The 21,450-nt window shown below is 43.4% G+C and carries 20 protein-coding genes and 1 pseudogene; 5 read left to right on the forward strand and 16 right to left on the reverse strand.

Annotated features, from left to right (window positions below):
• The 3 genes from H6G26_RS42140 to H6G26_RS29430 form a co-directional block, all read left to right on the forward strand.
• A partial coding sequence (locus H6G26_RS42140) for a hypothetical protein (protein WP_206757566.1) occupies window positions 1-253 on the forward strand: 253 nt, incomplete at its 5' end.
• A 177-nt stretch (window positions 254-430) separates the two neighbouring features.
• Window positions 431-571: a hypothetical protein gene (locus tag H6G26_RS29425; RefSeq protein WP_190733821.1), complete on the forward strand. Its 141-nt coding sequence runs from the start codon at window positions 431-433 to the stop codon at window positions 569-571.
• Window positions 537-863 (forward strand): hypothetical protein, encoded by a 327-nt coding sequence (locus tag H6G26_RS29430; RefSeq protein WP_190733822.1) that lies wholly within the window; start codon window positions 537-539, stop codon window positions 861-863. The genes H6G26_RS29425 and H6G26_RS29430 overlap by 35 nt, the downstream gene beginning before the upstream one ends.
• A gap of 36 nt (window positions 864-899) precedes the next feature.
• Here H6G26_RS29430 and H6G26_RS29435 read toward each other — a convergent pair whose 3' ends face one another.
• The 9 genes from H6G26_RS29435 to H6G26_RS29475 form a co-directional block, all read right to left on the reverse strand.
• Window positions 900-4,310 (reverse strand): DEAD/DEAH box helicase family protein, encoded by a 3,411-nt coding sequence (locus H6G26_RS29435; RefSeq protein ID WP_190733823.1) that lies wholly within the window; start codon window positions 4,308-4,310, stop codon window positions 900-902.
• Between the two features lie 229 nt (window positions 4,311-4,539).
• A complete protein-coding gene (locus H6G26_RS29440; protein ID WP_015127602.1) occupies window positions 4,540-5,022 on the reverse strand; it encodes a type II toxin-antitoxin system VapC family toxin in 483 nt (160 codons plus the stop codon).
• Window positions 5,015-6,328 (reverse strand): ATP-binding protein, encoded by a 1,314-nt coding sequence (locus tag H6G26_RS29445; protein WP_190733825.1) that lies wholly within the window; start codon window positions 6,326-6,328, stop codon window positions 5,015-5,017. The genes H6G26_RS29440 and H6G26_RS29445 overlap by 8 nt, the downstream gene beginning before the upstream one ends.
• Before the next feature lies 1 nt (window position 6,329).
• Complete coding sequence (locus H6G26_RS29450; RefSeq protein WP_190733827.1) at window positions 6,330-7,190, reverse strand: hypothetical protein; 861 nt, start codon at window positions 7,188-7,190, stop codon at window positions 6,330-6,332.
• Between the two features lie 2 nt (window positions 7,191-7,192).
• Window positions 7,193-8,437, reverse strand: coding sequence for a restriction endonuclease subunit S (locus H6G26_RS29455; protein WP_190733830.1), 1,245 nt, complete (start codon window positions 8,435-8,437; stop codon window positions 7,193-7,195).
• Window positions 8,434-9,987 (reverse strand): class I SAM-dependent DNA methyltransferase, encoded by a 1,554-nt coding sequence (locus tag H6G26_RS29460; protein WP_190733832.1) that lies wholly within the window; start codon window positions 9,985-9,987, stop codon window positions 8,434-8,436. The genes H6G26_RS29455 and H6G26_RS29460 overlap by 4 nt, the downstream gene beginning before the upstream one ends.
• A gap of 234 nt (window positions 9,988-10,221) precedes the next feature.
• Window positions 10,222-10,419, reverse strand: a complete 198-nt coding sequence (locus H6G26_RS29465) for a DNA-binding protein (RefSeq protein ID WP_190733834.1) — start codon at window positions 10,417-10,419, stop codon at window positions 10,222-10,224.
• A gap of 46 nt (window positions 10,420-10,465) precedes the next feature.
• A complete protein-coding gene (locus H6G26_RS29470; protein ID WP_190733836.1) occupies window positions 10,466-11,386 on the reverse strand; it encodes a ParB/RepB/Spo0J family partition protein in 921 nt (306 codons plus the stop codon).
• A gap of 96 nt (window positions 11,387-11,482) precedes the next feature.
• The gene (locus tag H6G26_RS29475; RefSeq protein ID WP_347242518.1) at window positions 11,483-12,259 is read right to left on the reverse strand and encodes a ParA family protein; all 777 of its coding nucleotides are present in this window, start codon (window positions 12,257-12,259) and stop codon (window positions 11,483-11,485) included.
• Between the two features lie 210 nt (window positions 12,260-12,469).
• Between H6G26_RS29475 and H6G26_RS29480 the strand changes: the two genes are divergently transcribed.
• Both H6G26_RS29480 and H6G26_RS29485 read left to right on the forward strand, forming a co-directional pair.
• Window positions 12,470-14,440, forward strand: coding sequence for a hypothetical protein (locus tag H6G26_RS29480; RefSeq protein WP_190733838.1), 1,971 nt, complete (start codon window positions 12,470-12,472; stop codon window positions 14,438-14,440).
• A gap of 449 nt (window positions 14,441-14,889) precedes the next feature.
• Window positions 14,890-15,933, forward strand: a complete 1,044-nt coding sequence (locus H6G26_RS29485) for a pentapeptide repeat-containing protein (RefSeq protein WP_190733840.1) — start codon at window positions 14,890-14,892, stop codon at window positions 15,931-15,933.
• Between the two features lie 324 nt (window positions 15,934-16,257).
• Here H6G26_RS29485 and H6G26_RS29490 read toward each other — a convergent pair whose 3' ends face one another.
• The 7 genes and pseudogenes from H6G26_RS29490 to H6G26_RS29515 form a co-directional block, all read right to left on the reverse strand.
• Window positions 16,258-16,743 carry a DUF6173 family protein gene (locus H6G26_RS29490; protein ID WP_190733842.1) on the reverse strand — a complete coding sequence of 162 codons (486 nt, stop codon included), beginning with the start codon at window positions 16,741-16,743 and terminating at the stop codon, window positions 16,258-16,260.
• Window positions 16,744-16,825: 82 nt separating this feature from the next.
• Window positions 16,826-17,021 (reverse strand): annotated as a pseudogene (locus tag H6G26_RS42990) (tyrosine-type recombinase/integrase); the annotation flags it as partial.
• Between the two features lie 30 nt (window positions 17,022-17,051).
• Window positions 17,052-17,633 (reverse strand): tyrosine-type recombinase/integrase, encoded by a 582-nt coding sequence (locus H6G26_RS29495; protein ID WP_190733844.1) that lies wholly within the window; start codon window positions 17,631-17,633, stop codon window positions 17,052-17,054.
• Window positions 17,634-17,861: 228 nt separating this feature from the next.
• A complete protein-coding gene (locus H6G26_RS29500; protein WP_190733846.1) occupies window positions 17,862-18,104 on the reverse strand; it encodes a hypothetical protein in 243 nt (80 codons plus the stop codon).
• Between the two features lie 88 nt (window positions 18,105-18,192).
• Entirely contained in the window at window positions 18,193-19,782 is a 1,590-nt protein-coding gene (locus H6G26_RS29505) for a type I secretion C-terminal target domain-containing protein (RefSeq protein WP_190733848.1), read from the reverse strand.
• A gap of 225 nt (window positions 19,783-20,007) precedes the next feature.
• On the reverse strand, window positions 20,008-20,502 hold the full coding sequence (locus H6G26_RS29510) for a hypothetical protein (protein ID WP_190733850.1): 495 nt from the start codon (window positions 20,500-20,502) through the stop codon (window positions 20,008-20,010).
• Window positions 20,503-20,681: 179 nt separating this feature from the next.
• A partial coding sequence (locus H6G26_RS29515) for an S-layer family protein (protein ID WP_190733852.1) occupies window positions 20,682-21,450 on the reverse strand: 769 nt, incomplete at its 5' end.

Consider the following 21,450-nt stretch of genomic DNA (forward strand, 5'->3'; position numbering starts at 1 on the left):
CTACAAAAGGGGAATGAAGGGGCTGCCGACCGCAGCCCCTTCATTCCCCTCTAAAATGATTATCATTATTGGTAATGGAATAGTTTATTTTCTGGAAGTCCCTAAGAAAAAATTGGATATTTGGGAGATATTGTCTAGATATTGGGAGATGTTGAATGTGGTTGGTAAGAATTGGGAAAATGGATGTTTTGTCGAGGTTTTATCTCAGATGCACAAATTTAGTCAAATCAAGAAACTAATGCAAAAACTGTAATAGTTCTTGATAAATGTGTCAATAATAACGGTTTGGGCGGTTTATCTTGAGAGTAATTATCAATTAGATAGACGAAAAAAGGGTCAAAAACAGGGGTAAATTTTTTTTGTGGATTTTGTTTTTTAATGTTGAGTCTTGGTTCTGTTTCAAGGGGAATGCTCAAGGTTCACTTTCAAAGTGATCAACTACGATAGTCAAGCGATCGCGCATCTTGTGGTCAACCTAATCCAAGATAAAATCAAGAACGAAGAAAATGAAATTGATGATGAGCCAGGGGTAAGGTATGGAAGCGAAAAGCGAGGTAACAATAAAATTTAGCGGCTCACTGCCAACAGCCACACCAGCCGAGAACAAGAAAGTTGCAATCGAGTTGACCGATCAGAACGGTATAGTCTTCACTGCTCAAGTTAATGCCAAAAGTTGGCGGAAGGCTGAAACTAGCGCCTCGGAATTTGCAGACTGGGCTGGGGCTGTATCGGGGAAGCTTGGCCAACGCACAGAGAACGGGTTTGAAATTATTGATGCCGGGATTCAGCTTTTTGAAAAGAAAGCGAAGGAGGTAAAACCAGACGTGGGCGCTGCTGTAGCGGAAGCAGGTGCAAGTTCATAGATACGTGCCTGCGTTCAACGTTTTCCTAACTTATTTCTACGCTACTGCCCGCGCATAAACGGATTCAAGCAGAGAAACCAATTCGTCCACTTGGGACGAGGTAAATAGTCCATCTGGCCCCTGTGGTGTAATGTCAGTAAATGGGGATTCATAGAGGAGCGCAGCATCCATTACGCCATGTTCAGTTAGGTAGTCCACAATCATATTTGCAAACTCAATTTGATTAGAGTTAAGCTTTTTTCCAGATAGGAACCTAGCCAGTTCCTGTTTGGCTACCTCACGATCTAGCCCCACCAAGGAGCGAACGAACAAACCCAGACCCTGTGAATCTTCTTTAGCACGGACGATATCCTCCGCCTCACCCACACCGCTCTGTGCCAGTATGCTCTCTAGCTCAGACAGGTCGGATGAAGTAAGTTGTTTGTTTGTCCGCAGTTTGAAGATAACTACATGATCCTGATGCGATCGCAAAAAAGCCCTTGCTTTAGCTCGGAATTTCTCAAAGTTATCCGATGATGTAAAGCCAGGTAACTCCACTGTGATCTCATCCCCCATCACATCCTCAAAGTCGGTATAAATGGGTTGGCGTTTCTGTTTCTCAATCAGCTTTACTAGCCCCCGCAGGCGTTTGCGTAGTACCTCCAGCATGGGCAATGTCACATCCTGCCACCACTCATCGGTTTGTACATCCTGGATCAAAGGCAACTGCTCTCGTACTAATGGGATAGCTGATTTCTCCTCTAGCAAAGAGGTAAGTGACTTCACCTGTTCTCGTAAACGCTCAAAGGCAGGCTCCGATCGCAAAATTGCTAATTGTAACTTCAACACTAGGACATCAAACCGCTTTGTCTCTTCTGCTTCCGCTTCCAATTGGGAGGGTAGACCAGCTACTTCTTGGCTCAGTGCGCTAAAATCTTCATCGGATAGCGATACCCATGCTTCGGAACTAGCATATTTTTCTACCAGTCGTCGCTTAGGACGTACTACGAAGTTTTCGCTATTCATGGCAGCAACTTCTGTGTAAAGTAGATTAGCCACTTGGTGGCGCAATTCTGCATCGGTCTTTGGTTCAGAGTCGGAGACTTGAGGTGCTTTGATTGTGGTACTGCCAACCTCAACGACTTTTTTATCTAACTCTGTGATTAACTCCAATCGCGCAGTAAACAACTGCTTGCCCAAGGATTTACCTATTGGGGCATCAGTCGTCTCTGGATTATGCTGAAAAAACTCCAGGTTCTGGCAATAGTCGAACAAGTAGAAAAATTGCTTATCTTCTCCTATACCAAATAAATCGGGACAGCGACGGGTTCCCCGTCCTACCATCTGCCAGAACTTGGTTTTGGAGCGTACAAGTTTAAACAGCACCAGATTAACTACTTCTGGTACGTCAATCCCAGTGTCAAGCATATCCACCGAGATAGCAATATGGGGTTCCTTATCTTTGTTGGAAAAGCTATCAATTAAGGTTTGAGGATATGTGGTTTTGAAGGTAATAACGCGGGCAAACTCACCTTTAAAGTGCGGATAGTTGAGATTGAAGCGTTCACCAATAAAATTGGCATGATCTTGGTTTTTAGCAAAGATAATAGTTTTGCCCAGGCGATCGCCACCAGCAACTTTCAACCCCCTGGTCATCAGATGCGCTAGCACCTTGTCTACAGTATCTTGATTAAATAGCCACTTGTTGACTGCTTCTGCTTCCACACGCTCAGGTGCGTTGCCTTCGTCATCCCATTCCAGAGCGTCCCATTCTTCCCTTTCTGCTTCAGAAAGTTCATCATAATTAATCCCCTGGCGTTGAAACTTAAGCGGTACTGATACAGCTTTGGGTGGTACGAGAAAGCCATCATTTACGGCATCTTCTAGCTGGTAAGCATCAGTAGGTACGCCGTTTTCTAGGTCAAACAGTCCGTAGGTGTTGCGGTCTATTTCATCCTTGGGCGTGGCGGTCAGTCCCAGCAAGAGAGAATCAAAGTAGTTGAAAATGGTGCGGTATTTCTGGAAGACCGAGCGATGGGCTTCATCAATGATTATTAGGTCAAAATGCCCTGCGCCAAAACGACGCTGCCCGTCGCGGGTATCATCAATCAGCCCCATCATGGTGGGATAGGTGCAAGCAAACACTCGTCCTTCGGTATCTTTCTCTGTTACCAAGTTAACTGGTGCAGCATCAGGGAGGTGTTTCTTAAATACATTTATTGCCTGATTTACCAGGGCTACACGGTCTGCTAGAAACAGTGCGCGTTTGACCCAGTTACAACGCATCAGCATCTCTACCAATGCGATCGCTGTTCTAGTTTTCCCTGCACCTGTCGCCATGACTATCAGGGCTTTGCGGTCTTTATCAGTCTCGAAGGCTTCGGTAATGCGGCGAATAGCACGAGTTTGATAATAGCGTTCGGCAATACTAGCCTTAATGGTGGCTTCTGCTAAACACTTGCGGGTAGTCCGGCGCTGTACAAGCAATTCCAACTCGGTTTTTTTGTAAAATCCCTGCACCTGTCGCGGTGGGTAATTGGTATTATCCCACAGCCAATGCTCGTAACCGTTGGAGTAGAAGATTATTGGACGCTGACCGAACTGCGTTTCTAGACAATCGGCATATAGTTTAGCCTGTTGCTGCCCGATGCGGGGGTCGTTTCGGGTGCGCTTGGCTTCTACGATCGCCAGGGGTTTACCATCATCGCCCCAGAGTACATAGTCTACAAAACCTTTACCCGATGCGTTGGGCATCCCTGTAACTTCAAACTCGCGGTCGCGGGGTTGATCGAGCATCCACCCTGCTTCTTTCAGCAACAGGTCAATGAAGATGTCGCGGGTTTGTGCTTCAGAATAGTCGTGAGTATCTGGTTGGGTAGTGCTGGCTTTCTTGGCTGCTGTTATCTCTGCCCGCAGCCGCTTAAGTTCTTCATCCAATGCGTTCTTGTCAGCGAGAAGTGTTGAGAGTTTTTCATCGCGATCGCGCAGTTGGGTTTCTAGTTTCTGGAGTTGCTCAATGGTTTGTTTAGGCACTGGTGCAGTTTTGGGCAGTGCTTCCGGTTTGAAGGTCAGCCCCGGTTCTGGTTTACTGCTGCGTCCGTAGGTGTGTGCTAACCAGTAAGCAACGTGAAAAAATTCCCGTACTGCGTTTATGGCATCGTTGACAGGGATGGGTTTGGCGCTGTGGACTGCTTGATTACCCAGTTTGATAATGACCCGTGTTTTGTTAAATACTGCCTCGCCTACCAAAGTTTTAAAGGTGGGTTCATGAATCAGGGCGCTCAAGTTGTCATGATAGGGCAGTTCTAAGGAATTATCGTATTGATACAACCAGTTTACGGTTAACTCCAAGGCACGACGGGCATAAAAGCAGGCGGTGCGGGGGTCGGGATATACTGCACTAAAAGCTTTATTTGCGGATTCGTAAATTGCGGGGAATTCAACTTGGAGGAATGTAAACTGGCTCATTAAATTAATAAAGCTCTTGTCAATTTAAATACATTATATTCAGTATTCATTTGGGCTTCAAGTTAGAATTCCACGGGCTGTTTATCCCGCAACAAGAGCATGAAAATCTCTCCCTCATCTCCCACCCTGCGGTAAGCCAAAGCTACATCACTCCCTACACTTCCGTTCTGACTTCGGCGTGAGTGCTACTTCGGCGATCGCTTCTGAGCAATCCTTAGAGATGGTTAAGTTATTTTCCCCTTTGGTGATAATTCTGTAAATCGCTGTCTAGTGACCAGATAAACACTTCACTCATTTGGAAAAGATTACAAGACTTACGAAATTCCTGAATGATACTCATATCTCCAAAGCTGGTTCCTTCTGACTTAAGAGGAGCTTTGTTTCTGCCAGCCAGATCGGGGAAGTCGTCAATCCATTCCAATATCTCTGCGGTGTTCGGGAATGTAGTAGGTTTCCAGGGAGCTTCGCCTGTGAATGCTTTTTTAACCTCTTCAACAAAACGTTTGGCGGTTTTCCTTCGCATTGTGCCGTCACCGTTCTGGGCAATGTGGTTGCCTGTTTCGAGTATCGTCGCCATAGGCAACAAAAAAGTACAGCCAGATTGAGCATAGGTCTGAAAATCTTGGAGGACTGATGCTCTATGCTGATTATAGTTGGGGACGTTGAGTATTTCGAGGAATATGCTGGTATCTATCAGGCAGATACTACTCATTGCCGTACTCCTGCAAACGAGACAGCCATTCCAAAGCTTGGTGTTTTCTGTCTTCAGGTGTGTGCGGCGACTTGACGAACCGATCCACTACCCCAGCAGTTACCAGTTGACCGAGCGGCCCCTGAGATATCAGACTTGGGAAATCGTACATCTCCCCAAGCCGTACAAGGCGGCTATCTCCTGACTCTGGATTGCGGAAACAAAATACTACATCACCGAGGGCAGCATCGGGTAAGGCATCCATTAAGGCTGGGTTGTGGGTAGAAAGCAGCACCCGCAATTTCCGCCGCTCGGCAATATCCCGGATGCTGGCGAGTAGATGCTGGGCGCGGTTGGGATGAACGCCGTTGTCGATTTCCTCGATTACCACTAAACTACCAACGGGTGCTGATAGCATAGCCGCCGCGATCGCTAACACCCGCAAAGTGCCATCGGATAATAATGCGGCCTCACAATAGCGACGGGTATTGCCAAAGGTTTCTGCTAATTGCACCATCACTTCATCCCGTGGGCCGAAAAGGAAATCTAGCCCATCTATAGCCTGTTCTGGTAGACTCTGGATAAAGTTGAGAATTGCCTGTTGATTTTCGGCTTGGTTCTCCCACAAGCGATACAGGACGCTGGAAAGATTGGTACCATCTTCTTGTAATCGCTTATCAGATTTGAAGCTGTACTCCCGCATTCTGGCGGGAACGGGATCTAGAAACAGGATGTTCTTTAAAATTCGTTGATATTCGCGGACGGTATCAGGAATTATCTTTTGGGATATGGGGTACTTTGCATCAAAATGGGCAGGGGTGTCTAATTGCACGAATATAGCCATCTGATCGCTGCACGTTATTCGTGGCTTGTTCTTCCCCCTTGTAAAGTTGTTATATGCGACACCAACATCAGTCCCTACTCCTTGAGAAGGCTGATCTAGGGCATATAGCGGCACTTGACTTGTCGAGCCAACGATTCGCTCACTACTGATGTGCAGTTCTCCGTCACGCACATTCAGGGTTATATCGAGTTGGTTCCAGTCTGGGTAGTCTAAACGGCAACCAATGGTAAAATTTGACTCTCCCCGATGGCACAAGTCATTTACTCGACCGCGTACAACGCGCTCTGCACTATTCACCGCATATTGAATGCTGGAGAGTTTTTGCCCTTGTGCTAGCCATGACAGAAAGCGCAAACCTTCAAGGGCGTTACTTTTGCCTGCGGCATTGGCTCCGATTAGTACAGTTAGCGATCCAAGGGGTAAGCGGCTTGTGCTGTAACTTTTGAAGTTGGCGAGGGTAAATTCGGTTAGCATGGCGTTCATGTCATAATTCTCCTCGATAAACAATATCGGCGTTGATCTGATCTGTAAGATAAGGAGCAAAACCAGCAAGAAGAATAGACACTGCTACCATATCGCGCATTTCAATCTCTCTAAGTACACCATTGGAATTGCCTCCATGCCTGATTCCAGGATAGTCAGAGGCAAATCCATATATATTCTTCAAAGATGCTTTTAATGTTGGATGTGGCCAGCTTTTTAGCTGATCGCAGATGTCGCCCAAACTTTTTTTGCTTACGCCTGGACAGCGTGCGCCCATCGCCTCAATCAGATTGATTTGTTTCTGAATACAAGTTTTGATTCTGGTATCTGAGCAATCGATCCGAAGGTCGCGGATTGCGTTCTCAAAATCTTTCATTAGGCCATTGAGGTGAGCATCTTGACTAGTCGCTGTTCTGATGTCACGTATGAGATTTGCAAAGATCCCTGGAAGTGTTGGGTGAAGAAAACAAGGCCGTCTCAAGTCATAACGCAGGCTGTATTTATTTATAAAGGCATTAAGTAAATTGAAATAGCGGTTGGCAAGCAAATCGCCTCCCAAATCTTCTAGAACCTGATAGGCACGCTCAAAGAATTCCACGAGAAACCGTTCGCCACGAAAATCCTTAGACTTTGTTTTCATAAATGCCTTTTTTGCCTGTGCTGGATCACTCCTGATTTCCGCAAATCTCGTCTCAGCCAATACTTTTTCATCGTGTGTCTGATTCAGTGGGACAATGATTACAGCAATTAACTCTGGGTAAAGCTCGCTGAACAAGTCATCAGGTGCTTTGGGATGTCGGGCAAGTTTGCTCCATATTTCCCGCCAAGATTCAGACCAAACTCCAATGAATTCCCCACGCATAGCTATAACTCCCCTCGGAATGCACGATGTTGAAGGGAGGCGAAGAGGGCATCGAGTTCTGACAGTGAGGTGCGGTGTGCGGCTTTGAGTTTTTCTACTGCTTCGACGCGTTGAGCAAATTCACCCTGTAACTGCAAGGGTGGCAGCGAAACAGGGGAAGATCGGACTTCCGAAACACTTATAGTATTAAGACCCGATGTTGTTTTCCCAGACTTTAATAAGTGTTGTCTTCCCCCAGGCGAGTTAAGGTAGTGGCAGGCGTAAAGTGGAACAATCTTATTTGTGTCGAAACGAGCGCGGATGATATGGTTCTGGTGAATACAGTTAGGAATAGAGCCATCCCACAAAGCTACACGACCTATCTCGTTAGGGTTTCCATGTCCTTCAACAATTAACAGATCATTTTTCTCAAGTAAAGTTCGAGATATTTCAGCATCAGTTGCACAAATCATTTTGATTTCACTGAGGTTGAGAAAGCCTCTATAGACATTCGCAACTCGTAAGTATGGAACTTCACGAGGGTATTTTTTTCGACTGCTGCTAACCTGAAGTCCACCTTGTACATCTGCGATTTCCCCAACTTTTGTAAGATTCCACCCTTTCGGATTCGATTTTGGATCGCCGAACATTTCTAGAAAGATGGCTTGGGTGAGGGTGTCGAGTTGTGCGATCGCTTCCCGACGTTTAGACCTGAGTTCTTCCGCGCGATCGAGTATCTCTGCAATCCGTTTCTGTTCTTCTAGGGGTGGGAGGGGTATTGAAAACTTTTTAATTTCCCCAAGTTGAAGGTCTTGAACAGCATTTCCTTTAGCACTTCGTTTAGCTAAGTCTTGAATGAATGGTGTTCGTAAGTAACGAAGAGCAAACTCTCCTATAACCCTGCTTTCATCGAAAACAAGACGTGCAACATTTTGGGCAATAGCAATCTTCTCGTTAGATTGGCAAATTGCACAATGCCCAATAGCACCTGTCTTTGCAAAGAGTATATCCCCAGTTTTTACCTTGCACTTGTCTGAAAGTTTTTCATAATCATCAAGAGATATTCGTGGTGCATTGTGGAGGTCAACAATGCCATTACGTATTTGTGTGGCAGATACTAGAGGTATTCCTTGAGGATAATACTTTGGGCGAACTGTTAAACCATAAGTAATAAGCTTAAGCACGTTCTCAAAAGGTACAACCTCCCACCCCTTGAGGTTTGCTGTCTGATTCCAAAACTTCTTAAGCAAGTCCGAATTGCTCGTCATTTCAGCAACCCCTCCAAATCCTTCATCCCCTGCTGAATCTCAACCTCCAGCTTTGCCAAATTAGCGAGGATGTCTTTGGGTGCGCGGTGTTCCACCTCTTCATGCACCACTTCCTTATAACGATTCAAACTGAGGTCATACCCCTGAGTAGCAATATCAACCTTTGGCACACAAAAACTCTGAGCCGTGCGCGGCCGCTCTCGTTCTGTAGTATTCCGCAGTTGCCAACGACTCAACACATCCGGCAGATTATTTTTAATATGTTCCTCTGCTGTTAGCTGGGCAGTTGGTACAGCCCCTAATTTATCTTCAGAAAGCAAAGGCGCTCTTTTATCGTCCAAACTCCACCCGTCAGCATCCACATCGTAGAACCAAACAAAATCAGTTCCACCAGAGTTAGTTTTTGTAAATAGTAAAATCGCAGTAGAAACACCCGCGTATGGTTTAAATACACCACCCGGCAGAGATATCACCGCATCAAGCTTCTGCTCCTCGACCAACAGGCGACGCAATTCCTTATGTGCCTTAGAAGACCCAAAAAGCACCCCATCCGGCACAATCACCGCCGCCCGTCCCCCAGGCTTGAGCAATCTCAAAAACAGAGCCAGGAATAATAATTCTGTTTTCTTAGTCTTAACAATCGCCTGCAAGTCCTTAGCCGTGTTCTCATAGTCCAACGACCCAGCAAAAGGCGGATTAGCCAGGACAAGGGTATAAGATTCTTCATCACCCGAATGCTCCTCTGCCAGCGAGTCTTTGTAACGCACATCCGGGTTTTCCACTCCATGCAGGAGCATATTCATACTGCCAATACGGAGCATGGTATTGTCAAAGTCGAACCCGTGAAACATCTGATGGTGGAAGTGTTCCTTCAACTTGGCATCGCGCAGAATTTCCGGGTGATGCTCCCGCAGATATTCATTAGCAGCCACGAGATAGCCACAAGTACCACTAGCTGGATCACAGATCACATCCCCCGGACTTGGTGCGGTCAGTTCCACCATCAGCCTAATAATGTGGCGCGGCGTGCGAAACTGTCCATTTTGTCCAGCCGAGGCAATCTTGCCCAACATATATTCGTAGAGGTCGCCTTTGGTGTCCCGGTCTTCCATCGGTACACCATCCAGCAAATCCACCACCTTAGACAGTAGCGCTGGTGTAGGAATCGTGAAGCGGGCATCCTTCATGTGGTGCGCGTAAGTCGAATCATCCCCACCCAAAGTCCGCAGAAAAGGGAAAACATGATTATTGACTACAGCAAACATCTCCGGCGCTGCAAAGTGCTTGAACCTCGACCAACGCAAATCATCGTAGTCACGTTTTTTGATATCTAGTCCCTCTTGGAAAATCCCCTCTGGGAAAATCCGGCGTTCCATCGGGCGCTTGAGTCGGTTAGCTTTGTTTTCTTCTAGGGTATGCAGGTCATCGAGGCGACGCAGAAACAGCAGGTAAGTAATTTGCTCAATGACTTCGAGGGGATTGGAGATACCACCCGACCAGAAGGAATCCCAGATTTTATCTATTTGACTTTTAATTTCCCCTGAGATCATTTGTGTTTGTCTTATCCGGTAGAGTGCAAGTAACTAGGTGAGCAGCGCAGTCTCACATTTTATACTCGATAATAATTGCAAGCAATGGGGCAATTATAGAGATTAAGCAGCTTAAACAATAAAATATTTCGTACTGGGAGTATGACTCAGTTACCCGAAACGTTTCGGGTAATTTTCCCTTTAGCTTCATTTTGGTGGGAAGTTCGACAACTTCAACAAGTACAATCGAGCGAATCATGCTAATCGCTGGTAAAGTTCAGCATTTTTTCGCAGTACATAACTAGCGGCTTGGTTAAACTCACTTTTTGGGTAGTTTAACAAATCTTCTAGAGAGGCAGATAACAATTCTTCAGTAGACATCCACAACTTTTGCGCTAATGACTGCAATTTTTGCAGTTGCTGCTCTGTAATATTAATTGTTATAGCAGCCATATTTCCTTTTCATAGCTAGTCTTTGTCTAACATTATTATCTGGCATTCACCCCTCATCAGCCATCAAAGCTTCCAACTCTTTCAACAAAGATTCTAGTTTCTTCTGCTTCTGGGGATTGTCCCACACCTTTGACTTTTTCGCTTGCTTGTATGTAGCTTCTAAACGACTTTGCAGTGGTGGAGGTGTGACAGATGGTTGTTTAGCTTTGACCTGCCGTTGAATTTCGGAAAGGGGTAAAGAGAGCGAAATTGCCGCTTCTAGGAGTTCAATTCTTTCTTCTTTTGATGTCAGCTTGGCAATCTCCTTGCCCTTGGTGTACTCAATTTGTCCAGCACGCAGGGCTGATAAAATATCATCTGGCAGTTTCAACAGTGGTAGTCTGGTGCGGACAAATGATTGCCAGCTAATCTTTCCCAATTCCGCGAACACTTTCTCTACTATTTCCGCCTCGGAATTACCCGAAACGTTTCGGGTAATTTTTCCTTTGGCTTCATTGTCCATTCTGTAGAGTACAGAGGACACTTGTGCTGTCTCGCATCCCAATCGCAGTGCCAACAGTTGCAAAGTTCCTTCAGTTTCTTCAACTGGGTTTAAGTCCTCCCGTTGGAGATTCTCAGTCAGGGCATACTGTACCGCCTGCTCATCTGACATCTCCCGCACGTTTACAGGCACTGACGTTAAAGCTGCTGTTTGTGCTGCCCGATATCTGCGCTCTCCTGCCACTAACTCATACTTATCCCCGGCAGGTCTGACCAAAAGGGGCTGGAGGATGCCGTTTTGCTTTACCGATTCCACCAAGGATTGCATCGCTTGGGGGTCAAAATAACGCCGAGGTTGAGTAGCAGGAAGGACAATCTTATCCAATTGCACTGTAGAAGAAGTCAACTCATCATCATCTTTGAACAGCGCGACGTTCTTGAGTTTGCTTCTAGCAGCAGGTGGTTGGCTGGCGCGTCTGGTACTCATTTATATCTCCTCCATTGCAGGTGGTTGGCTGGCGCGTCTGGTACTCATTTATATCTCCTCCATTGCAGGTGGTTGGCTAGCTCGTCTGGGATTCATTTATATCTCCTCCATTGCTTGTGCTATCTCGTCAAAAATGCGGAGAATAGCAGGATTTTTATTAGGGCATAATGCTAAAGGTTTACCATATTCAGCAGCTTCTGCCACTGCTGTAGCGCGAGGTAGGGGGGGAAATATCCTTGCTAAACTTGACAGTTGCTCATGAATTGATTCAAGAGTTCTCTGGTCTAGGGAATTAGCAGCAGAGTACATTGTCGGGAAAAATCCCGCTATCTTCAAAGAGCGATTCAGCTTGCGCTGCACTCTTGCCAATGTTTTCAACAGCGAGTCTGTTCCCTTCAATGCTTTGAACTGACACTGAATGGGGACTAAAACATGAGTCGAGGCAACTAGGCTAATTTGACTAAGAATTCCCAAACTGGGAGGACAGTCAATCAAAATAAAATCGTAGTTGTCCAATTCAGGAGCAAGTACCTCTTTGAGTCGAAATTCTCTCAATTCAGCAAATATCAATTCTTGTTCGGCATTAGCCAGCAAAATGTTGGCAGGGGCCAAGTCCATGCCGTCCAAGTCCCGATGAATGGGAATGGGTTCATCTGACTCTGATACTAAAGCATCGTAAATAGTTTTTGACAAATCAGCCGCTTCCAACCCCATGAACGTTGTCAGGGAAGCTTGGGGGTCTATGTCTATCAACAGTACCCGATGACGGCGTATAGAAAGGTGATAGCCAAGATTTTGGGTTGTCGTCGATTTGGCGACACCACCCGCTTGATTGAAGAGTGAGATTATCTTGGTCAATTTCACCGCCAGCACATGACACTGGACAAAATATACCCCATTGTGCAAAATAATGGGCAGTTTTAACAGATGCGATCGCACTCTTGGCGGGCGCAAAGCGCCAGAATCCTATTTAAACATGACCATCGCATGACTATTTAACTTAGTTTAATGGGAATACTGTAGATATCTACCGACAGCACAGTAATGAAAACTGATGCCTGACAATCCAAAAAAAAGCTGTATATGGATCTCAATCCTGTTCAAGAGTTAAGGAAACAAATAGAGTCTGAGATTAAAACCTTAGAATTAAAGATTAAAGGGCAAAAAGGTGTTCTTTTTCTTATCAAGACTCGTTGCTCAATCAATTCACTTAAAAGTATTGCAGCACGCCTAGATAGGATTGAAAAAATACTCCAAATACCAAGTTACGATTTAGTCTTTATAGGAAAGATAGGCGTAGGTAAAACCACAGCAATATGCCACTTGTTCAATTTAATTCGTGAAGAAGAAAAAACTGTAGGTAAAACTGGAAGAAAAACTAAGAAGATCAGTGAGTTATTGTCTACAGGTGCAGGGCGAACTACTATCTGCGAAGTTGTTATCAAACCTTCTCACTCTGTAAAAAGCTTTCTTGAGATAGAACCATATAGTGATGAAGAAGTTAAAGAATTTATCAAAGAGGTTTGCACATATTTTTGGAATAAGGAGCATGACCAAGATTCCGATACGTTTGATCTGCCTCCTGCTGAACTTCTCAGGGCTATAAGAAATATTACTGATCTTCGAGATTCTCAAGTTGGAGGGAATCGTGTAGATAAAGCAGTTGAACTAGCTCAAACTTGCTCAAATCCCGACATTTTTATAGAGATTGTTTTGGAACGTGCTGCTTTATCAAACAGAAAGCAAACACGATTAGAAGCATCTCGTGAATTTAAAACTATAGAAGATGAAAATAAATGGTTGAGAGATAACTTTGCTAGTTTTAATCTTGGAAAAGTTGATGGATTTTCTTTACCAAGGAGAATTAATGTTTGCGTTAGTGATAAGATTATTGACTTTAACAAATATCCTAAATTTAAATCAATCATTGACACTAGGGGCATGGATGATGTCAGAGATAGAAAAGACTTATCTGATTACATTCGCGGTCGGGATGACTCAATTTGTTTATTTGCAGAGCAATTTGTGGCTGCACCAAGTAACATAAGCGAATTATTGAAAAGATATTTGACGCAAGAATCAAAAGATATTGACATAAAGCTTGCACTGTTGGTTCTGCCCCGTAAAGGTGAACCGGAAAATGTCCTTGGTTTAGATGGGAAGGTGGAGGATAGAGAGGAGGGAATTGAAGTAAGAAGAAATCAAATTTATGATGCTTTCGCAAAAGACAAAATTAAATTTCTTTCGCAAAACATCCTTTTTTATGATGCACTACAGTTTTATGATGATGAGTACACACTAAAATCTCATTATGAAAAGGATGACGTTATCAATGAGAGAAGTCATGTTTTAGATAGAATTAATGAACTTATTTCTAGAAAAGAGAACGCTTTACTGCGAGAAGTAGACGATTATGAGAAAATATTTGGAATCATCAAGAGTAGTGGCGTACTTAGCCCACAGGAAGAAAAATTAATAAACGATTTAAAAAAAAATATTGATAATCACAGAAAATCAAAATTTTTCAGTGCTTTGGAGTCCAAATATAAAAATAACTTAAAAAGTTATAATGTCATGGTTTTTCGGGCTATAAATAATAGATTTGGAACATATAACATTCGAGGTATTGATATATACTTTGATGCGTTGCATGTTTCAGAAAAGTTGCTTAGAGATAGATTAATCGAACCAAAAGCTGAAATTATTGGTGCTATTGAATTTGTAGAAGAACACGCCTCTGATACTTCAGGGTTGAAGCCTGTTATGCAAATTCTAAAAGAACAAGTAGATGAGTTTTTTGAAAAAACTGTGATTGAAATTAGTCAAGAGGTTTATGAGTGTATAAAAGATAAGCTTGCGCCACAAAATCACTCGAATGAATTTTGGGAGTACGCTCAAAATAGATGGGGAAAGGGGTCTGGTTACAGAAATGATGTGCTGGGGCAATATGGCAACCAAATTGATGGTGTAGATGATTGGTTGTCCGAGAGAGTACAAGAGCTATGGGAACAAAACTTTATGGATAAAATTTTGGAATTCTTTGGCGAGGGGTAATGCAATCGGCCTAAAATAATATCCGTTTTAGGGATATCTGCCCTGCCGAATCGGTTTATTTTCATAGGTTATGGGGTGAAATGAGCAACCATGCAGAAAGTTATGCTAAGGAATTGATAAGTCGTTTTCAATATCCCGATCGCTAGGGATAAACCTGTACCAATTGATCTATCTGAAATTTAAAAGCCTCAAATCCAAGATGAGCCGTACAAAAAAGCTGTACTAAATAACCTATAGGTTAATTGGTACATGGAGAATTGCTAAAAATATCGATTGACAGAATGCTTACGCAGCATGGGTTATAGCCTTAGCGTAACTATCTGTACGATTGCTCATTTGACTCCGTGCTTTGTGGATATGGGATATGCTTAGTCAGTCATTAGACTTTTTGGCTCTCTCATTTTTACCTAATTTACGTCATAGTTTGTGGATTAGTAATATTTAATTTTATGTCTGAAAACAATACAAACAAACTCAAAACTTTGCTTATATTTCTAAGTTTATTGACTACAGTATTCATTATTTTATCTTTTGCAATTGCCTACTTTGTGTGGTCTATATCTCCAGTAGATAAACTCATAGAAAATGAAACGGAAGCTTTAAAAACTACTGCTACAATTTTTGGTGGAATTGCCGTAATGATCAATGCTTTCTTTGCAGCACAGCGTGCAGATGCTATGGATAAGACTGCTAAAGCTGCACTAAAAAATACGGAGATAGCGGATGATAAGCAAATTACAGAACGGTTTGCAAAAGCAATTGAACAATTAGGAAACGATAAGATTGAAACGCGTTTGGGTGCAATTTATACTCTAGAACGAATTGCTAAAGATTCCCCAAAAGACCACTGGACAATCATGGAAATTGTCACGGCTTTTGTCCGAGAGAATGCACCCTTGAAGAACAAAAAAGAGGAGAAAACAGAGAATACAGAAACATTAATCAATAATTCTCTGAATGTTCAAAAGCCAGAGGAGATAAAGCAACAACCAAAAATTAGGACTGATATTCAAGCAGCCCTTACTGTTATCGGACGTCGCAATTATGAATATGAACAGGGAAATCAGAGACTGGATTTAAGTAATATTGATATCAGGGACGCAAACCTTATAAAAGCCAACTTGGAAAGAGTAGACTTCATTGGGAGCAACTTGGAAGGAGCGTTGCTCCGGGAAGCTAGGTTGCAAAATGCCTATTTCAACGGAGCTAGCCTGCAATGGGCAGTCATTTCTGAAACCAATCTACAAAAAGTAGACCTTTCTGGAGCCAATTTACAACAAGCAAACCTTTATAGAGCAAACCTACAAAGGTCATTTCTACAAGGAGCTAACCTGTATATGACAAACCTTTCTGAAGCTAAGTTGCAAGGGGCAAATCTTAAAGCAGCCAAAAACCTAATATCACACCAAATTGAATCAGCAGAAGGTGATAATAAAACTATTCTGCCTAGCTATATTAACGAAGTACCAGAAAATTGGCAGAAAGATAATTAATTACTTCATTGACGTATTCGCTTGATGTGAGATTTAGCGTCAGTCGTTTAACGAATTTAGATTGGTGTAGAAGATGGTATAGGATCTAAAACCCAATCACAGAAACCGCCTTCCGTTTCTGCTCTGGCGTGACCTCCAGATAACGTTGCAACGTCCCCAGATCGCTGTGACCAGAAATTTCTTGAATAGTTCTCAAATCACTTTGTAAGGATTAAATAAATCCTTTAACACCCATCACAAAAATTGTGCGAGAACCCGAAATTTTTCGCTCCCCTATTAGAGGCTCATCAATACTGACTCATGATTCTACCGATTTATTTAATATTAGTTACTTTCTTGAATAAAACCAATTCGTTTTTTGGGTTTTTCAGGATTAAGCTTAGGTAATGCCATTAAAAGAAAGCTTATCTGTGAAACGTGCTGTATTAATTGAATTGGTTTACCTTCTTCTGTTAGACCTAAGAAGACAATCAAACTGGGATTAAAGTAACCTATATTAGATACATGAAATGTAATGGATTGCCCAAAATAAACTAGCCTTACACCAACTTCTTGATCACTATCTAAACTTTCATCAAAGTCATTAATTTGTTTTATAAGAATTTTAGCCTGCTGACTTGCTAAACTTAATCTTTGTAAGTCGGCTAGAAAATTAGTTGAATCTAGAGCTTTAGATTTACGTGTATTCTCATTAATTAGCGTTCGCTGTATTCCATGCAAAGAATTTAAATGAAATTCAGTCATACTTTTAATAATTAAAAATTCAGCAAATTTTATATAAGTTTTAATGAAATAAAATGGGAATGTCAATGATTTTTATAAGTTTCTTACAAAACGTAGCAGTGATCGCTAATTCAGTGCTACCTCCTGTGTGAGTCTGGTACAGAAATATTCAAAAATCCAAAGCAGAGATCGCGTTTTGCTTCTGCTTTTCAGTGACACCCAGATATCGCTCCAAGGCTGCCAAAGTCCGATGCCCCGAAATCTCCTGAATATGGCGCAACGGTATCCCGGCATCGCTCCCTCAAGGTTAACGCAGTCCTCCTGAAACTGTGGGTACTAACGCCTTCAATGCCCAGCCGCACACAGGTATTCGATGCGATTATCAGTTAATTTCATTACTCATCAATCGTGTTCCACTTAATGCCAGAAAAGCGTTTGGAATTTACTTTGGTATATTTTTCGGTGTGGCGGATGTCCCTGTGCCCCAAAAATTCCTGAATAAATCTGGTACTATGCCCTTCATTCACAAGGTAGTAACCGCAAGCATGGCGTAACTGGTGCGGATGGATTTTGATATTTAACAGAGCTACTTCCCCCAACCTGGTCAACAATCTTTGTACCGCAGCCGACGTTAACCTCTCTCCCCTTTCCCCAATAAAAACGTAATTACCACCAATATTTAATTCCTTTAATTCTTTCAATGCCTCGATTTCATCCACAGGCAACGGATGAACCCCGCTATCACTCCCTTTTTTGCGCGTGATAAAAATCTCCTCATCTAAAAATGAAATCGCATCCCATCGCAAATCGCAAGCTTCCGACACCCGCAGCCCGTGGCGAAATATTAACAGTATCAAGGCATAATTCCTCACCTTGTACCGTCCGTAAACTTTTGCCGCTCGCAGAATGCTATTTACCTCACGTACTGTAAGATATTCCCGTGACCTGTAATCCTCATTCTTGCGGCGTACCAGCATTTTGGCTATTTACAACTGTTCGTATTATACGGTTAATTACGAACACTTCCCTTTCTCTCAAACCCTGATTCTCTCGTGAATATCCACCCCGAAAATTGCCTCAGTTAAGCCACGCTTATCATTCACACCTTCAAAATCCCAATTTCAGCCCCATTCATAAGTTTGGCAAATATCCATACCTCTCTATACACCAGTCTGTACAAGGACTGGGGGTTAATCCTTGTAGTGCTAACTTTGGCTGAATGTAGCACTACAAGTAGTGAAGTGTTCTTGTTGCGCTAAATTCAGCCAAACAAAAGCCCCGCATTCATAAATATCTTGGTAGGGGGCATTGATATCAGTCGTGATATCATCAGTTCTGCTCTTTTGAAAAGCGATCGCCCCAATAAAAAAAACCGGCGTGATGCAGAGTAGTGCAAGCAAGATTTTTCCCGAAACGGGAAAGCGATCGCAGACTAACCAATTACACACAACGGATAAAGAGCCACTAGCTCCCGTGAACAAGCTCCAAGGCAGAATGCATCAGGAAGCTTCGTCGTGGCTGGCTAACTGTTTTCCATTAGACGAAGATATTAGCATCAAGGACTAGATTTGTCGCAGTGAAATTATTCAAAGTTGCCAAGGCGTTAAAACCGTCAGCACCACCATTAGAGTCAATCTGAATTTTGGTAGAAGCACCAGATTGTACAAATCGTAGATAGCCATCGGTAATCGGATTGCTGCCACTGTATCCTAAACTCGTGAATAGTTTACTCAAGACTAACCGATCTTGATTCTGATTAAAGTCAGTGATAACATCACCTCTACTGCCCTTGTCGCTTAAAGCTTGGTAAACAAACTGGTCATGACCAGCACCGCCAGTGAGAATATCGTTGCCAGCGCTACCGATGAGGATGTCATTACCGCCGCCGCCATTGAGGGTATCATTGCCATTCAATCCATTAATTTTGTCATCACCCAGAGTGCCAACAAGTTTATCCTTGCTATTGGTACCGTTAATGATGTTAAAAGTCTTTGACTGGAAAAGAAACACACTACCACTGTTACTTCCTCCTTGATCGTCTTGTGGCGCACCGATTAACAAGTTATTTGCTTCGATAGCTACTGAGAAACCAAAGGAGTCATCTTCAGCCGGACTGGGATCGAAAAAGCTCTGGATAAGATTGCCGCTAACGGCATCGAACAGGTAGGCAGCACCACCGTTGGTTGCTGCTGTATCGTCACGAACTGAGCCGATCAACACTTGATCTCCGTTGATCGCTACTGAGCTACCAAACAAGTCACCCTCATTCGCATTAGGGCTGAAAAAACTTTGGAGCAGATTGCCGCTAATGGCATCGAACAGGTAGGCAGCACCACTGCTGTCTCCAAATCTGTCTTCCCCTGTCGCGCTAATGAGAACTTTGTTGCCGTCGATAGCTACTGCTCCACCGAAGAAGTCCATAGCATCAGGGCTAGGGTTGAGAAAGGTTTGAAGTAAGTTGCCATTAACATCGAACAGGTAGGCACTACCGCTCTTGTTTCTGCCACTACTGCCTCCGGAAGCGCCGACAAGAACTTTGTTTCCATCAAGGGCTACTGCCGAACCGAAAAAGTCCTCAACACTTGGATTAGGAGGGAAAAAGCTTTGGCTATTTTTGCCACTGACGGCATCAAATAAAAAGGCTGCGCCACTGACACTTGCAAATGTGTTGTTCTGTACATCGCCGACAAGAACTTTGTTTCCGTCAAGGGCTACTGCCGAACCAAAAACAATTGAGTTTGAGATCGAAAAGGTCTGGATTAGCTTGCCGCTATCAGCGTTGAACAACAAGGCAGCACCATCGCCTCCAAAGTCACGCTCTCCTGCTGCACCGATTAGCACTTTATTACCGTCAATGGCTACTGCGGTTCCGAAGGATTCACCGCTATTTAATTGCGGGTAGAAAAAAGTTTGGGTTAGGTTCCCACTGACAGTATTAAATAGATAGGCAGCACCACTAAAGCTTCCAAATGTCTCACCATTGCGTGCGCCCACAAGAACTTTGTCCCCAGATATAGCTATTTCAGTACCGAAAGCATCGGTAGAAGAACCATTAAATCTAGCTGGGTTAGGGTTAACAAAGGTTTGTGTAAGGTTAAAGATGGTATGAAAATACGAATTGGTCATTGATATCACCTAATTACGAGCAAAGTTAATTTTTATCTTACCGTTCGCGTAATCGAGGATGGATTTGATGAAATCAAGGAGGAGAAAAGGCGATCGCCCAATAAAAAACCTAATAATGGAGAGAGGACAGGCACGATTTTTTCCCAAAATGGGAGAAGCGATTGTCTACGGTGCGATAAATTCAGCTTCAAGTTAGCACACTTGTAAATACTTGTGTCAATTAAATTACCATATCGATGAAACAGTTGCTGGGCTGGCATATTCAAGCAATCGTTCCCACCCCAATACCCATGCAGTTTTTACTCTTATCTCTTTACCGTTGCTGAATTTGATAAATTCTCTACCTTCGTCAAAAAATACATCAACAACCAACTGATTCCGCACATCGCGTCGCCACATTTTATCTGCGGCATTCCACCACCTCTGCCCAGGCGAAGAGAACATCTCCCTTTCTAAATATTCATCACGCCATGCTTTCGGCTTCCAATTATCCTGTAGCGCACGAATTAATAAGGCGTTGGGGAAAATCTCTTTCTCGTGTTCACTCAACCACAGGGCATATTCAATTGCAGATCGCAATGCATCCTCTAAGTCATACGAACAACCTTCAAGTGCATTTTGGACTTCAGCATCGGCAAAATTCACACCGATAGTTACCAGCGCTGGTTCGTATTTCTTAAATACCTCGTACTCAACCGATTCCTTTTCCCAAAACCACATAGTATACCCCTAACTATGTTGAGCATCTAATCAAAATTTACCATCGAGCATCCCAAACTGGGGTTATAATTACGCTTACATTGCGTTGCACTATTGTCTGCAACTGTTGAACTCTGCGCTGAACTTTTCGCCAAAATCTACTTGACAACATATTTATATATTTATATTTGTTTACCAAATTAATTGTCAGCAGATTTTGCAGAACTACAAGTAACTGGTGACTGCTGCCAGTTTTTGTGGGGAGTGCCAGTAGATGCGTTGGCTGTAAGTACTATCTCACCTTTAGTATTAGTTCCCCATCCAGTAGCCTCGACAATCGGTACTGGTGGTGTGGGGATAGGGGGATTCTCTTTAATAGTTTGCTGAGAATTAATATCATTGCTTGGGCCCAGAGTTGCCCACTCTGGTCGAACTATATTGCTACTAAAAGCTTCTCTGGGGTTAGGAGGTAAACCACCGCGTCCAGTAATGATAAAACTGTTTTGAGCATAACCTGGACTGTAACAGCCCTGCCCTATCTGAGTGTCTACGGCTACCGTGGGTAGATTAACTAAGCCACTGTTGGGGTCAACGCCAGGTGTATTAAGTTCTACGGTGCCTTGTGTACCAAATTCTGAACTAGCAGTGATGTCACTCAAGGGAGTTGGACTTTCACGGAATTGAATACCATAAATGTCATTCGCTTTGATATCCACTCTCCCACCAATGCCAGTAAAAGCATTAGCAGTGATATCGCTGTTTTCACTAGGCACGGCAACGATGAAACCCGACGGTGCGTTGATAGTGATGTTACCGCCATCTCCACCCTGTTGTGCTGTGCCTGCGGTGGTGGATATTTTACTACCACGGCGCAGGAGTAAGAGGTCTTTTACAGATAGAGTAATGTTTCCTCCATTACCCGATGTCGTTTGCGAGGTAATACTTCCCTGGTCAAGACTCAGAGAGCTT

Source organism: Nostoc sp. FACHB-888 (genome assembly GCF_014696655.1).
In the GTDB taxonomy this organism is placed as follows: domain Bacteria; phylum Cyanobacteriota; class Cyanobacteriia; order Cyanobacteriales; family Nostocaceae; genus Nostoc.

What these genes read in the sequence shown, in the direction of transcription:
- H6G26_RS29505 (WP_190733848.1), bottom strand. Translation starts at nt 19,782, where the DNA reads ATGACCAATTCGTATTTTCATACCATCTTTAACCTTACACAAACCTTT.
- H6G26_RS29460 (WP_190733832.1), bottom strand. Translation starts at nt 9,987, where the DNA reads ATGATCTCAGGGGAAATTAAAAGTCAAATAGATAAAATCTGGGATTCC.
- H6G26_RS29445 (WP_190733825.1), bottom strand. Translation starts at nt 6,328, where the DNA reads ATGAACGCCATGCTAACCGAATTTACCCTCGCCAACTTCAAAAGTTAC.
- H6G26_RS29435 (WP_190733823.1), bottom strand. Translation starts at nt 4,310, where the DNA reads ATGAGCCAGTTTACATTCCTCCAAGTTGAATTCCCCGCAATTTACGAA.
- H6G26_RS29430 (WP_190733822.1), top strand. Translation starts at nt 537, where the DNA reads ATGGAAGCGAAAAGCGAGGTAACAATAAAATTTAGCGGCTCACTGCCA.
- H6G26_RS29455 (WP_190733830.1), bottom strand. Translation starts at nt 8,437, where the DNA reads ATGACGAGCAATTCGGACTTGCTTAAGAAGTTTTGGAATCAGACAGCA.
- H6G26_RS29470 (WP_190733836.1), bottom strand. Translation starts at nt 11,386, where the DNA reads ATGAGTACCAGACGCGCCAGCCAACCACCTGCTGCTAGAAGCAAACTC.
- H6G26_RS29495 (WP_190733844.1), bottom strand. Translation starts at nt 17,633, where the DNA reads ATGCTGGTACGCCGCAAGAATGAGGATTACAGGTCACGGGAATATCTT.
- H6G26_RS29465 (WP_190733834.1), bottom strand. Translation starts at nt 10,419, where the DNA reads ATGGCTGCTATAACAATTAATATTACAGAGCAGCAACTGCAAAAATTG.
- H6G26_RS29450 (WP_190733827.1), bottom strand. Translation starts at nt 7,190, where the DNA reads ATGCGTGGGGAATTCATTGGAGTTTGGTCTGAATCTTGGCGGGAAATA.
- H6G26_RS29485 (WP_190733840.1), top strand. Translation starts at nt 14,890, where the DNA reads ATGTCTGAAAACAATACAAACAAACTCAAAACTTTGCTTATATTTCTA.
- H6G26_RS29510 (WP_190733850.1), bottom strand. Translation starts at nt 20,502, where the DNA reads ATGTGGTTTTGGGAAAAGGAATCGGTTGAGTACGAGGTATTTAAGAAA.
- H6G26_RS29480 (WP_190733838.1), top strand. Translation starts at nt 12,470, where the DNA reads ATGGATCTCAATCCTGTTCAAGAGTTAAGGAAACAAATAGAGTCTGAG.
- H6G26_RS29440 (WP_015127602.1), bottom strand. Translation starts at nt 5,022, where the DNA reads ATGAGTAGTATCTGCCTGATAGATACCAGCATATTCCTCGAAATACTC.